Below are 12,506 nucleotides of genomic sequence, written 5' to 3'. Positions count from 1 at the left end.
GGTCAGTTGTCCTCGATGTAGCCGGTGGTGGGGTCGACCATCGAGAGGAAGTTCCGGATACTCGCCTGGTGCTGCTCGAGCGAGCCGGAGGTCGGGCTCGTGCTGAATCCATAGCCTGGGTTGGGCCCGCTGATCCAGGTGTAATGCGTCCCACGGAACCCGTCGGGCCGAAGCTCGAAATCCTCGCCGTCGACTTCAAGCCTGGATGCTGCCTCGCCGTCGGTCATGCTGGAGGGCGCCACGCCTGGACTCGCCGCCCGCTCCCCGTCGTCGCTACCGGTCATGCACCGAGTATGCCGTCCGACCCGCCCCCTGTGAGCGGGGGTCCCGGGCGGGGGACCCCCGCTCGGTTCAGCGGGTTACGGCGTCCAGGGCGTCGGCGATGCCTTCGCCGTAGAACGCGTTGTTGGCGGTGGTGCCGGTGCAGCGGGGGTCGGGGGTGGTGGGGCAGGCGGTGTTGTCGGCTTCGCGATGGAGGGCGCGTTCGATGTCGCGCGGGCCCCACCACGGGTGGGTGGACTTCATCAGGGCCGCGATGCCGGCGACGTGCGGCGACGCCATCGACGTACCGCTGAACTTGGCGTAGCCGCCAGGGACCGTGGACAGGATGGAGCTGCCAGGGGCGGCGACGTCGATCTTGTTCAGGCCGAAGTTGGAGAAGCTGCTCTTCACGCCGGTCTGGGTGGTGCTGGCGACGGTGATGACGCCGGGGAGTTCGGTCGGCATGTCGAGGCAGTTGTTGTTGATCGTCCGCGTGACGGCGGTCGAGTCGTTCGGGCTGTTGGTGTCCGTGGTCTTGTTGGACAGGTCGTAGTCCGAGTTACCGGCGGCCGCGACCGAGAGGGTGCCTTGGCCGGTCGCCCACGCGTACGCGCGCCGTACGGATTCCTGCACCGCGCCCTGGTCCCCGTTGTCCTTGCACCAGAACTCGTACGGGTCGATGAAGTAGCTGTGGTTCGTGACGGCCATGCGGTGCTGGGCGGCCCATACGATCCCGCAGATCGAGTACTCGGGGTAGATGAAGCCGGCGTCGTTCACGACCTTGACGGACGCGATCCGTACGCCGGGCGCGACTCCGACGATCCCGATGCCGTTCCGAGCGGCGGCGACCGTGCCGGCCACGTGCGTACCGTGTGCACTTGTCGTCGGCCGCCAGGCCCCCGCCGTGGTGTCCGGTACGCCGTTGTTCACGCAGCTCACGGAGTCCGCCGCGTCGAAGTTCGGCGCGAGGTCGGGGTGGGTGTCGTCGACGCCGCTGTCGTTGATGCCGACGAGGACCTTCCGGGAGCCGTCGGTGACCGCGTGCGCCTGGTCCGCCTTGATCTGGACCATGTCCCACTGCTGGCCCTCGTCCGGGTCGGCGACCGGGGTCGCGTCGGCGAGGTCGTTCGAGTTCAGCCCGCCGGGGCCTTCGCTGACGGCGGCGGTCCGGGTGGCCCCGACCGACTGCACATCACGCGATGAGCGGACGTCGGTCTTGAAGTCCGGGTTCGTCGACTGTGCGATCACCACGCCGAGCTGCCGGTACGAGACCAGAACGGTCCCTCCGGCTGCCTTGACCGCGTTCTCGGTCTTCCGGACGTGACCTGGCGTGGCCTTCGTGTTCACCACGTAGTTCATCAGCGGGCCGGGGGCCGGGTCGGCTTGCGCCGTGGTCGCGGCGCCCAGGGACACACACGCCAGGGCGATGGCGGAGAGGCCTGCCGCCAGTCGGCGGGGGCGGGACGTTCGGGACAAGGTGCCTCCTCAGGGCTGGCCGGGCGGACGGGCCCGGTAAGCCGAGACTTTAGGACGGATCCGGCACAGACGGAGTCCCTCATCCACAACGCAGGGGAAACCCTGCATCACGCTCAGTTCCCCACATCCTGTGGATCAGCCTGTGGATAACTCGTGGAAAAGCTGGGGAATACCCGGCCTCAGCGGTGGATTGAGTTGTGTGTAAGATAGATACAATAGAGATACGAGTCGTATGGGTGGGAGTTCAGTGGCAGGCGGGGACCCGGCGCAGGCGCCGGATGCGTTGATATTGGGTGACGAGACCGCGGAGATCGCTCGCGTGGTCGTCGAGGCGGCGCCGGGGGTGGAGAAGATCCCCGCGGCCGAGCGCGTGTATGCGTATGTGAAGGCCGCGATCCTGGACCGGACCTATCCCGGCGGCGAGCTGCTCACCGAGGGTGAGCTGGCCACCGCCGTCGGCGTTTCCCGTACGCCGGTGCGCGAGGCCCTGCTCCGCCTCGAGGAGTCCGGCCTCGTCAAGCTGTACCCGAAGCGCGGCGCGCTCGTCCTCCCGGTGCTCCCGCAGGAGATCGACGACGTCCTCGAGGCCCGCGAGCTGATCGAGACGCACGCCGCTGCCAAGGTCTGGCCGCGGCGCAAGCGGCTGATCGAGGCGCTGACCGAGCGCGTCGACGAGATGCGCGCGCACCGCAAGGCCGGTGACGCGAAGAGCTTCCTGGAGGCCGACCGGGCCTTCCACGAGGCCATCGTCGATGCCGCCGGCAACCAAATCCTCGCGAAGCTCTACAACAGCCTGCGGGACCGTCAGGTCCGGATGGGCGTGCCCGGGATCGAGGTCCAGCCGGTCCGGATGGACAAGTCGATCACCGCGCACCAGGAGATGATCGACGCGCTCGGCGGCAACAGCGTCAAGCGCTTCCGTGAGCTCGTCATCGCCCACATCGCCGAAGCCGCCAGTGATCTGCGGGGCACTCGGTGACCGAACTCCTCTTCCCCCTGGGCGGTCGGCGAGCCTGGGCGGTGTGGGCCACTGCTGTCCTGACGTACCTCGTGACCGTGCTGCACCGCGGCTCGATGAGCGTGGCGGGCCTCCAGGCCGCAGAGCGCTTCGACATCTCCGCATCCGCTCTAGCGAGCTTCACCGTCGTACAGCTCACGGTGTACGCCGCCATGCAGGTCCCCGTCGGCGTACTACTCGACAGGTACGGCTCCAAGCGCCTACTGATCACCGCGTCCGGCCTGCTGTTCGTAGCGCAGTCGGCGTTCAGCCTGGTCGATTCGTACCCCGCCGCGCTCGCCGCACGCGCCGTACTGGGTGTTGGCGACGCACTGGTCTTCATCAGCGTGCTGCGCGTGGTCATGTCCTGGTTCCCCGCGCTACGTCAGCCCGTGATGTCGCAGGCGACCGGAATGCTCGGTGGGCTCGGAGCGATCATGTCGACCGTGCCGATGGCCGCTGCCTTCCACGCCTTCGGTTGGACGACGACGTTCGCCAGTGCGAGCGTGCTGAGCCTCCTGGCCGGTGTACTCGTGCTGTTCCTCATCAAGGACTCGCCGTACGACGAACCGCTCCGCCGGGCCAAGCAGCCGCTGCACGAGGTCAAGAAGAACCTGCGCCGCGCCTGGCAGGAGCCGGGTACGCGGCTCGGTCTGTGGACGCACTTCACCACCAGCTTCTCCGGCAGCACGTTCGGCCTGCTCTGGGGCTACCCGTTCCTCGTGCAGGGACAGGGACTCGCTCCGACGACCGCTGCGGCCATGCTGATCATTCCGGTGCTGGCCGGCCTCTGCTACGGCCCGCTGGTCGGGCGGTACGCCGCCAGGTTCCCGTTCTACCGGTCGTGGATCGTGCTGGCGGTGATCGCGGGCACGGTCGTGATGTGGACCGTCGTACTGCTCTGGCCGGGTCGTGCGCCGCTGCCGGTGCTCCTGGCGCTCATCGTCGTACAGGCGGCCGGCGGACCGGGCTCGATGCTCGGGCTGGACTATGCGCGGACGTTCAACCCCACGACGCGGTTCGGTGCGGCCAACGGGATGGTCAACACCGGAGGGTTCATCGCCACCCTGATCTGCATCGGCATGGTCGGCGTACTGCTCGACGCGTCGTCAGGTGGTGCACCGCAGGCGATCGACGACTTCAAGTTCGCCCTGGCGTTCCAGTACGTGCTGTGGGCGATCGGCACCCGGCAGATCCTCAAGTACCGGCGGAAGGCCCGCGGCCACCTGGCGCGGTACAACCCCGAGGCCTACCAGGCCCTGCTCGCCAACGAGATCGTCCCGCTCAAGGGCTAACCGCTCCTGTGCACGTGCGGGTCGAGGACCTTGCGTAGCTGACCTGTGGTCGGCCGGCCCTCCTCCTCGGTGTGGCCCTTCGCGTCCCCGGTGGTGCGGAGGAACGTCTGGCACGGGTCGGCGTCCTCCTTCATCGTGTTGCCGACGAAGCCCACGCCGTCGACCCGGGTCTCACCGAGGTTCTTGCCCGTCCGCGCCTCGAACACGGCCACGGTGTACGTGCCGCGGTACAGGTCGATGGTGCGGACGATCGGACCGTTCGGCACGTTCTGGGCGGTGTACTCGCACCGCTTGACGAATTCGCCCCGGTCGAGCCGGTTGACGCAGCTCACGAGCTGCACAGCTGCCGGGTCCTTCGGGAACCACGCGTCGATCTCTGGGTCCTCGCTGGGCAGCGAGACGCCGCCGTTGACGATCTCGATCGGGTGCGGCGAAGGACCTTGGTACGCCGCTGCCTCCTCGAAAGAGCGTGGTGACTCGCACATGCGGTCGTAGTCGGCGACCTTGAACGGCTCCGGCTTGAAAACGACGTACCCGATCGCCCCTGCGGCGACGACTGCCACCGCGACCCCCACCACAGCACCACGTCGCACGGCGCCCCTCCCTCACGTCGAACGCGCGAAACAGAGCCACACCGTACTGGCACGACAGGGGCGTGCCCTGGCATCACCTGTCACGGCCTGACAGCCCAAAGCCAGAGCGGTGCCAGGGCAACGCGCCACGGTAGTCCCAATGAATGAATGAATCCAACGAACCGGCCTTCGGCCGGGTTGGGCGATGTGGGAGGAACTGATGACCACAACGAACCAGGTCGCCATCGAGGCGACCGGTCTGGTCAAGAAATATGGCAGTACGATCGCGCTGGCCGGCGTCGACCTGAGCGTGCCGACCGGCACGGTCCTCGGAGTCCTCGGCCCGAACGGCGCCGGCAAGACGACCGCGGTCCGCATCCTCGGCACGCTGCTCCGGCCGGACAGCGGCCACGCCACAGTCGGCGGCTACGACGTCGTCCGCGAGGCCGCCAAGGTCCGGAGCATCATCGGGCTGACCGGGCAGTACGCGAGTGTCGACGAGGACATGTCCGGCCGCCGCAACCTGATCATGATCGGCCGCCTGCTCGGCTATTCACGGCCGCAGGCCCGCGCCAAGGCGGACGGGCTGCTGGAGCGGTTCGAGCTCGTAGACGCCGGTGACCGGATCGCGAAGACGTACTCCGGCGGTATGCGCCGCCGGCTCGACCTGGCCTCGAGCCTGGTCGGCAACCCGAGCATCCTGTACCTCGACGAGCCCACGACCGGTCTCGACCCGCATGCCCGCAACGGCGTCTGGGAGACGATCCGCAACCTGGTGCTCGACGGGACCACGGTGCTGCTCACCACGCAGTACCTGGAAGAGGCCGATGCACTGGCCGACTCGATCGTGGTGTTCGACAAGGGCGCCGTGGTCGCGAACGGGCGGCCCGCCGAGCTGAAGGCGCAGGCGGGCAAGCAGTCGCTGGACGTCCGCCCGGCGGAGCCGGCCCACCTCGAGCGGGTCGCCGCGATCGTCGCCGAGTCGACCGGGACACGTCCGAGCGTCGACGTGGTGAACACCCTCGTCAGCGTTCCGGTGAGCGACGGTTCGTCGATGCCGGTCGTCGTACGGCGGCTGGACGAGGCAGGGATCGCGGTGACCGAGCTGTCGCTGCGGCTGCCCAGCCTGGACGAGGTGTTCCTGGCGCTGACCGGGCACACCGCCGAAGAGAAGAAGGCCGACGCCGTACTGGAAGGAGCGAGCCGATGAGCACCGCAACTCTCGAACCAGCTGCCCACCTGGGGTACCGGTCACGGCCGTTCGCCTGGGTACAGCAGAGCCTGACGCTCGCCTGGCGGAACATCGTCCGGATCCGGCAGAACCCGGAAGCCCTGGCGGACGTGACGTTCCAGCCGATCATCTTCCTGGCGCTGTTCCTGTTCGTCTTCGGCGGCGCGATCGCCGGGGGCGGGGGCTGGCGCAGCTACCTGCCGACGCTGCTGCCGGGCCTGCTCGTGCAGACCGTGGTATTCGCGACGATGGGCACCGGGGTCGGCCTGAACGACGACTTCGCCAAGGGCGTCTTCGACCGGTTCCGCAGTCTGCCGATCGCCCGGGTCTCGCCGCTGATCGGTGCGGTCCTCGGGGACGCGGTCCGCTACTCGCTGTCGATCGTGATCCTGATGACGAGCGGGTTCGTGCTCGGTTTCCGCTTCGACAACGGGGTCGGCAACGGCCTCCTGGGCATGGTGATCGTGCTGCTGTTCGCGCTGTCGATGTGCTGGATCTGGGTCTGGCTCGGCCTGGTCATGAAGACCGCCCAAGGCGTGCAGGGCGTCGCGTTCCTGGTGATGTTCCCGCTGACCTTCGGAAGCAACATCTTCGTGCCGGCCAGCACGCTGCCGGGCTTCCTGCAGGCCTTCACCAAGGTCAGTCCGATCACGTACCTGGTCGACACCGAGCGCGCCTTGATGGGCGGCGGTGCGCTCCAGAAGCCGCTCCTGATCACGCTGGCCTGGATGGTCGGTCTGGTCGCGGTCTTCGCGCCCTTGGCGATCCGCGCCTACCGCCGCCGTACCTGAGCAGGCCGTACCTGAGCAAACTGTCGGTGGTGAGCGGCACAGTGGTCGGTATGACGACCAACTGGACGCTCACCATCGACTGCGCGGATCCGGCCCTCGTCGCACGCTTCTGGTGTACGGCGCTCGGCTACACGGAGGCGGATCCGCCGCAGGGCTGGGACACCTGGGAGGACTGGCTCACCGACCTGAACGTCCCCAAGGACGAGTGGAACGACGGCGCCTCGATCTCCGACCCGAACGGCGTCCTCCCGAAGATCTCGTTCCTCAAGGTCCCCGAGCCCCGCACGGTCAAGAACCGCCTGCACCTGGACCTCCAGGTAGCAGGCGGCCGCGCCGTACCCCAGCACCTCCGCGAACAACGCATCCGCGCCACCGCCGCCACCCTGATCGCCGCCGGCGCCACCCTGTTCCAAGAGGTCCCCAAGGAAAACTCCACCACCCTCGACCACCTCTGGCTGAAAGACCCCGAAGGCAACGACTTCTGCGTCGTCTAGCCCGGGTTGATCTCGCCGAAGGACAAGGGTTCTCGGGTGCAGAGGTAGGTTGCCCAGTGCAACTGTGTCGGGGTGCCGGAGGGGGCTCGGCCGATGCGGAGCAGTTCGCCGGTCTCGCGGCCGGAGACGGTGCGGTAGGTGTCTTCGGAGAGGCGTTCGAAGACCGCGGGGGACTGGTGTTCGGCGGCGGCCGGGGACTTGGCCTCGAGGACGCCGTTCTTCACCGAGAAGACGAACGGCGAGCCTTCGGTGAACCAGGTGCCGAGGACGCCGGCGAGTTCGGCGGGGACCTCGGCGCCCGGAACCCAGACCTCCGGCGGGAGCGGGTCGTCCTCGAGGACCTTGATGATCAGGTCGGTGGCCAGCGCGCTGGGGGCGGGCGACGACGTGGCGCCGAACAGCGCGATCCCCGCCGTACCGGATGCGCGGTCGACGAAGGTCGACGTGATGTGGCCGGGCATGCCGCCGTCGTGGCCGACGAACAGCCGGTCGCCGCGGCGCAGCAGCATGAACCCGAGCCCGAACGCGAGCTGCCAGCGGTCCACGTCGGCCATGATCTGTACCTGGCACATCTCGTCCAGCGTGTCCTTCGACAGCACCTCGTCGACCGGGTTCGCAACGAACATCGCCCACTTCGCCAGGTCCTCAGCGGTCGACGCGAGCCCGCCGCAGGCGTCCATCGCGCCGATGTCGAGCAGCGGCTCCCGCACCGGTACGTCGGTCCACGGCGGCACGTAGTACCCGGTCTGTGCCGGCCCGCCGTCCATGCCGACCGTCGTACGGCGCATCTCGAGCGGGTCCAGGATCCGCGCCTTGACCGCGTCGTACCAGGACCGGCCGTCGATCCGCGCGACGATCTCGCCGAGCAGCGAGAACACCAGGTTCGAGTAGTGGAAGCGGTGGTGCGGTTTGCCGATCCGCTCCGCGGCGTTCCAGCCCGGCACGAGTTCCTCGCGGGACGGGAACTTCATCAGGTCCCAGACGTCGCCGACCGGCTCGCGCTGCATACCGCTGGCGTGACTGAGCATCTGCCGGACGGTGATGCCCTCGTGCTTGCTGTCACCGATCAGCTTCTCGATCGGGTCGTCGAGGCTGAGCTTGCCCTCGTCGCGCAACGCCATGATCGCGACCGCGGTCAGTGTCTTGCTCTGCGACGCGATCAGGAACTGGGAGTCCGCGGTCGGCGGTACGCCGGGACTCTCCAGGTCGGCGGACCCGACCCCGGTCGACCAGGCGAGCGACCCGGCGCGGGCGACGGCGCCCACCACCCCGGGAACCCGTCCCTTGGCTTGACGTTCGGCGACGATTCGGGAGAGCGCGACCTGTGTCTGCGCGGCGATTTCTGTCACGGCTCCCGACCTTAAGCCGCCGGATGACAAAAGGCACGGGTGTTTGGTCGGGCGGATGTGCGAGGCTGGTGGGGTGCGCATAGCGGTGCTTGGGCCTCTCGCGATGTGGGCGGCCGATGGGACTCCGCTCGACATCCGCGGCGTCCGCCTGCGCGGACTGCTCGCGCGCCTCGCGTTGAGCGCTGGTCGACCTGTCAGCGTCGAGACCTTGGTCGACGGGCTCTGGGGCAGTGAGGCCCCGAGTGCGAACGCTCTGCAGTCGCTCGTGTCCCGCCTGCGGGCAAGCCTGCCGGCCACCGAGTCGAGCATCTCCGTCCAGTCCGGTCCGGCGGGCTACACGCTGTCGATCGGCCCGGACTGCGTCGATGCCCTCCAGTTCGAAGGGCTGGTACGTCGGGGGCGTGCGCTCCTCACGTCCGACCCGGAGCAGGCGCACACCCTCCTGACGCAGGCCGAGAAACTGTGGCGCGGCGATGCCCTCACGGACCTGCGCGATCTCCCGTTCGCCACGGTCGAGACGGACCGGCTGGCCGAGCTACGCCTCGCCGCCGCGGAGGACCAGGCCGAGGCCGCTGTCAGCTGCGGTCACGCCCGCGACCTGATCACCGACCTCGAACAGCTCGCCGTCACCCACCCGCTCCGCGAGCGCGTACACGAGCTCCTCATCCGCTCCCTGTACGCCGACGGTCGCCAGGCGGAAGCGTTGGCGGCGTACGAACGTATCCGGACCACACTGGCCGACGAGCTGGGAGCCGACCCTGGCACCCGTCTGCGCGACCTGCATGTCTCGGTACTGCGTGGCGACGCAGTAGATCCGACTGCGAAGACAGCTGCTGCGCCAGCACCGGCAGCGCCCCGCAGCAACCTGCGCGCGCCGTTGACCAGCTTCGTCGGCCGCCGCGAGGACGTGGCGGAGCTGACGCGTCTGCTGAGCAACGGGACGCGTCTGGTGACCATGGTTGGACCAGGTGGCGCCGGCAAGACCAGACTGGCCACTGAGACCGGTAGGACGCTCGTAGGCCAGTCCGGCGACGGCATCTGGTTCGTAGAGCTCGCACCACTCGGCGACTCGGCCGACGTGGCGCCTACGGTCCTGTCTACTCTCGGCGCCAGCGAGTACGTCGACCTGCCGTCAACACCCTTCGGCGCGCCGAAGCACGTTCCGACGAGCCGGGCCGCGACCCTGCGACTTGTCGAGGTCATCGGCGACCGCCGGATCCTGCTCGTCCTCGACAACTGCGAACACCTCGTCCAAGAGGTCGCCGGCATGGTCGACTCGCTACTGGCCTCCTGCCCGCGACTCCGCGTACTGACCACGAGCCGCGAGCCGCTGAGCATCCCCGGTGAGCATCTGCATCCGGTCGGCCCACTCGGCCTGCCCCCAGAGGATTCGACCACCGACGAGTACCCGGCGATGCAGCTGTTCGTCGACCGCGCCCGCGCCGTACGTCCTGACTTCCAGCTGACCGACGCCAACCGGGAGGCGGTCGCCGAGATCTGCAGGCGGCTCGACGGGATGCCCCTGGCGATAGAGCTGGCAGCAGCTCGACTGCGGGCGCTCAACCCGCCGCAGATCGTGGACCGGCTCGCGGACCGCTTCCGGCTGCTCACCAGCGGTTCCCGGACCGCACTGCCGCGCCACCAGACACTTCGGGCAGTGGTGGAGTGGAGCTGGGACCTGTTGGACCCGGACGAGCAGGCGGTCGCCCGACGACTGTCACTGTTCTCCGGCGGAGCAACGCTCGACGCGGCCGAGCAGATCTGCAGCGACGAGAGCATCCCGCCCGAGTCGGTGCTCGGCGTACTCGCATCCCTTGTGGACAAGTCACTCGTCGAGGCCGCGGCCGACGAACGGTCCGTGCGCTACCGGATGCTGGAGACGGTCCGTGCGTACGGCGCGGAGCAGCTGAAGGCCTCGGGTGAGTACGACCGGTTCCGGCACGCGCACACCATATACTTCAGCCGCATGCTGCGCAGGGCGCGGCCGAAGCTGCGGACCGGCGAGCAGATCGAGTGGATCGCCCGGCTGACGGCCGACAACGAGAACCTGATCGACGCTCTCCGGACGGCGATCGACGTCGGGTCGGCGCGGGTCGCCGTCCAGATGGTCGCCGTACTGGGTGAGTACTGGACGATGAGCGGCCGCCCGGCCGAAGCGGTGAGCTGGATGCAGGCCGCCCTCGCCGTACCTGGTAAGAGCGTCCCGCTGGACAAGGCCGAGGCGCTGTACCTGCTCGCGCTCGGCCGGATATCGTCCGAGGCGGACCCGGCCAAGTCGTTCCAGCAGATGATCCGTGGACTCGCCACGGTCCGCTGGATGACCCGGCGGCACCGGATCCTCGTCGACTCCGGGATCGGCCTGTTCACCAACGCTGTGTGGGCGGCGATCCGCCGGGACAAGGCGGCCTGCTTCGCCGAGCTCGAGGCCGCCGCCCGGCACCCGGATCCCTGGATCCGGAACATGGGCCTGATGACGACCGCGATGTTCCGTGAGAACGAAGGGGAGATCGACGAGATGGCGGCCACCCTGACCATCGCGCTCGACGGTTTCCGCGAGCTCGGCGACCGCTTCGGTTCGTCGATGGCGTTGCGCGGACTCGCCGGCTACCAGGCGAACAACGCGGAGCACGCCAAGGCCCTGGAGTCACTGCTCGAGGCGCTCCGGCTGGTCGAGGAGCTCGGTACGACGGACGGCGTCGCGCAACTGCTCGGCGGCTGCGCGATGAGCCGGATCGAGCTGGGTGACCACGACGGTGCCCGAGCCGACCTGGAGCGCGCCATGCGGCTGTCCGAGGAGACCGGATCCCAGGGCGGCCAGGCGATGGCGTACATGGGACTGGCGCGGCTGGCGCACCGCACCGGCAACTTCGAGGAGGCGAAGGAGCTCGCGGAGCGCGCCTACTCGATGCTCGATCTCGCGGCGGAGCACGTGGCGCCGCACGGACAGGCGGCGATCCTCTCGCAGCTGAGCCGGATGTATGCGTCCACCGGCGAGGTCGAGGAAGCGCAGCGGCGCGGCCGGGAGGCGGTCGGGCTGGCGCTCAGCACCGAGGACATGCCGGTCGCGGCAGCCGTCGTCGAGGCGTCGACCGACGCGCTGGTGCTGGCCGCCGGGACTCGCACCGCTGACCTGTCGGCGGCCGCTCGCACACTCGGCCTCGCGGCCGCGATCAAAGGCACGCGGGCGATCCCGGACGCCGACGTACAGCGGCTCATCGACGGGCTGCGCGATGCCCTGGGCAACGAACCGTACGAGACGGCGTACGGCGAAGGCGCTGCTCTGACCCGCGCCGACGCGGTCGCCGAACTCCGCAAGCGCTACAGCAGCGACTAGGCCGTGATCAGCTGGACCGCCAGGTCGCGGAGGGACTGCTGGACGTTCTGCTCCGGCGGCCGGGGGTCGGCGAGCATCCAGTCGTAGACGACGGTGTTCACCGCGCCGAAGAACGCCAGCGCGAGGAACCGGAAGTCCTTGCCCTTGATCTCCCCGCGCTCGACCGCGGAGTCACCGAGGGCCTGCACGTTGCTGATCAGCAGCTCCCGGAACGCGATCCGCTGCTCCTCGACCGCCGGACTGGTGCCGACCACCTCGACGAACGAGATCCGGGCCCGCCGGAGGTCGGCCATGATGGTGCGCAGGTACGAGTCGACGGCCGCGGTGATCCGCTCCCGGACCGGACGGTCGGCCGTCCGGCGGAGCGCGTCCCCGGTGGTCCGGACCGCCAGCTCGATCACCTGCGCGTGCACCGCGAGGAGCACCGCTTCCTTGTTCTGGAACTCGTGGTAGAAGTGCCGCGTGGACACTTTCGCCTGTGTACACAGGCGTTCCACGGATGTCGCCGGATATCCTTCGGTCCCGAAGAGCTCGAGCGCAGCAGCCAGTAGCCGTTCCCGCCGCGCGGCCTTCCACTCCTCGACTGACCGCCCGGAATAACGGCGTACGGAGGGTTCCCTCATCACACCTCTTGTCGCTACCCCGTGCCAGATCCCGGACATCCTATCCACCCCTCGGCCCGCGCGTAACCGGGTAACCACCCTTG

General features: G+C 68.8%; 11 protein-coding genes. 6 read left to right on the top strand and 5 right to left on the bottom strand.

Features of this window, described 5'->3' with window-relative positions:
* Window positions 1-2: 2 nt before the first annotated feature.
* Window positions 3-284: a hypothetical protein gene (locus OHB24_RS09745; RefSeq protein ID WP_327638634.1), complete on the bottom strand. Its 282-nt coding sequence runs from the start codon at window positions 282-284 to the stop codon at window positions 3-5.
* 67 nt (window positions 285-351) lie between these two features.
* A complete protein-coding gene (locus OHB24_RS09740; protein ID WP_327638633.1) occupies window positions 352-1,737 on the bottom strand; it encodes a S8 family peptidase in 1,386 nt (461 codons plus the stop codon).
* A 247-nt stretch (window positions 1,738-1,984) separates the two neighbouring features.
* Here OHB24_RS09740 and OHB24_RS09735 point away from each other — a divergent pair, with 247 nt between their 5' ends.
* Together OHB24_RS09735 and OHB24_RS09730 are read left to right on the top strand one after the other, a co-directional pair.
* Entirely contained in the window at window positions 1,985-2,716 is a 732-nt protein-coding gene (locus OHB24_RS09735) for a GntR family transcriptional regulator (RefSeq protein ID WP_327638632.1), read from the top strand.
* Complete coding sequence (locus OHB24_RS09730) at window positions 2,713-4,029, top strand: MFS transporter (RefSeq protein ID WP_327638631.1); 1,317 nt, start codon at window positions 2,713-2,715, stop codon at window positions 4,027-4,029. Before OHB24_RS09735 ends, OHB24_RS09730 begins: the two co-directional genes overlap by 4 nt.
* Here the strand turns inward: OHB24_RS09730 and OHB24_RS09725 are convergent.
* Window positions 4,026-4,622, bottom strand: coding sequence for a hypothetical protein (locus tag OHB24_RS09725; RefSeq protein ID WP_327638630.1), 597 nt, complete (start codon window positions 4,620-4,622; stop codon window positions 4,026-4,028). The two genes, OHB24_RS09730 and OHB24_RS09725, sit on opposite strands and share 4 nt — an antisense overlap.
* Before the next feature lie 199 nt (window positions 4,623-4,821).
* Here OHB24_RS09725 and OHB24_RS09720 point away from each other — a divergent pair, with 199 nt between their 5' ends.
* From OHB24_RS09720 to OHB24_RS09710, 3 genes are read left to right on the top strand one after another with little or no spacing between them, the layout of a single operon-like run.
* Window positions 4,822-5,811 (top strand): ATP-binding cassette domain-containing protein, encoded by a 990-nt coding sequence (locus OHB24_RS09720; protein WP_327638629.1) that lies wholly within the window; start codon window positions 4,822-4,824, stop codon window positions 5,809-5,811.
* Window positions 5,808-6,623 carry an ABC transporter permease gene (locus OHB24_RS09715; RefSeq protein WP_327638628.1) on the top strand — a complete coding sequence of 272 codons (816 nt, stop codon included), beginning with the start codon at window positions 5,808-5,810 and terminating at the stop codon, window positions 6,621-6,623. The genes OHB24_RS09720 and OHB24_RS09715 overlap by 4 nt, the downstream gene beginning before the upstream one ends.
* 50 nt (window positions 6,624-6,673) lie before the next feature.
* A complete protein-coding gene (locus OHB24_RS09710; RefSeq protein ID WP_327638627.1) occupies window positions 6,674-7,117 on the top strand; it encodes a VOC family protein in 444 nt (147 codons plus the stop codon).
* On the opposite strand, the gene OHB24_RS09705 is transcribed toward OHB24_RS09710, so the two are convergent.
* On the bottom strand, window positions 7,114-8,466 hold the full coding sequence (locus OHB24_RS09705; RefSeq protein ID WP_327638626.1) for a serine hydrolase domain-containing protein: 1,353 nt from the start codon (window positions 8,464-8,466) through the stop codon (window positions 7,114-7,116). The genes OHB24_RS09710 and OHB24_RS09705 overlap by 4 nt on opposite strands.
* A gap of 85 nt (window positions 8,467-8,551) precedes the next feature.
* Here OHB24_RS09705 and OHB24_RS09700 point away from each other — a divergent pair, with 85 nt between their 5' ends.
* Window positions 8,552-11,800: an AfsR/SARP family transcriptional regulator gene (locus OHB24_RS09700; RefSeq protein ID WP_327638625.1), complete on the top strand. Its 3,249-nt coding sequence runs from the start codon at window positions 8,552-8,554 to the stop codon at window positions 11,798-11,800.
* On the opposite strand, the gene OHB24_RS09695 is transcribed toward OHB24_RS09700, so the two are convergent.
* Window positions 11,797-12,423 carry a TetR/AcrR family transcriptional regulator gene (locus tag OHB24_RS09695; RefSeq protein ID WP_327638624.1) on the bottom strand — a complete coding sequence of 209 codons (627 nt, stop codon included), beginning with the start codon at window positions 12,421-12,423 and terminating at the stop codon, window positions 11,797-11,799. The genes OHB24_RS09700 and OHB24_RS09695 overlap by 4 nt on opposite strands.
* Window positions 12,424-12,506: the final 83 nt, after the last annotated feature.

The sequence above is a fragment of the Kribbella sp. NBC_00482 genome (assembly GCF_036013725.1).
In the GTDB taxonomy this organism is placed as follows: domain Bacteria; phylum Actinomycetota; class Actinomycetes; order Propionibacteriales; family Kribbellaceae; genus Kribbella.
This window is presented reverse-complemented; position numbering and strand designations above follow the sequence as displayed.

Excerpts from the sequence above, each read along its gene's own strand:
- OHB24_RS09745 (WP_327638634.1), bottom strand. The coding sequence starts at position 284 with ATGACCGGTAGCGACGACGGGGAGCGGGCGGCGAGTCCAGGCGTGGCG.
- OHB24_RS09720 (WP_327638629.1), top strand. The coding sequence starts at position 4,822 with ATGACCACAACGAACCAGGTCGCCATCGAGGCGACCGGTCTGGTCAAG.
- OHB24_RS09715 (WP_327638628.1), top strand. The coding sequence starts at position 5,808 with ATGAGCACCGCAACTCTCGAACCAGCTGCCCACCTGGGGTACCGGTCA.
- OHB24_RS09710 (WP_327638627.1), top strand. The coding sequence starts at position 6,674 with ATGACGACCAACTGGACGCTCACCATCGACTGCGCGGATCCGGCCCTC.
- OHB24_RS09695 (WP_327638624.1), bottom strand. The coding sequence starts at position 12,423 with ATGAGGGAACCCTCCGTACGCCGTTATTCCGGGCGGTCAGTCGAGGAG.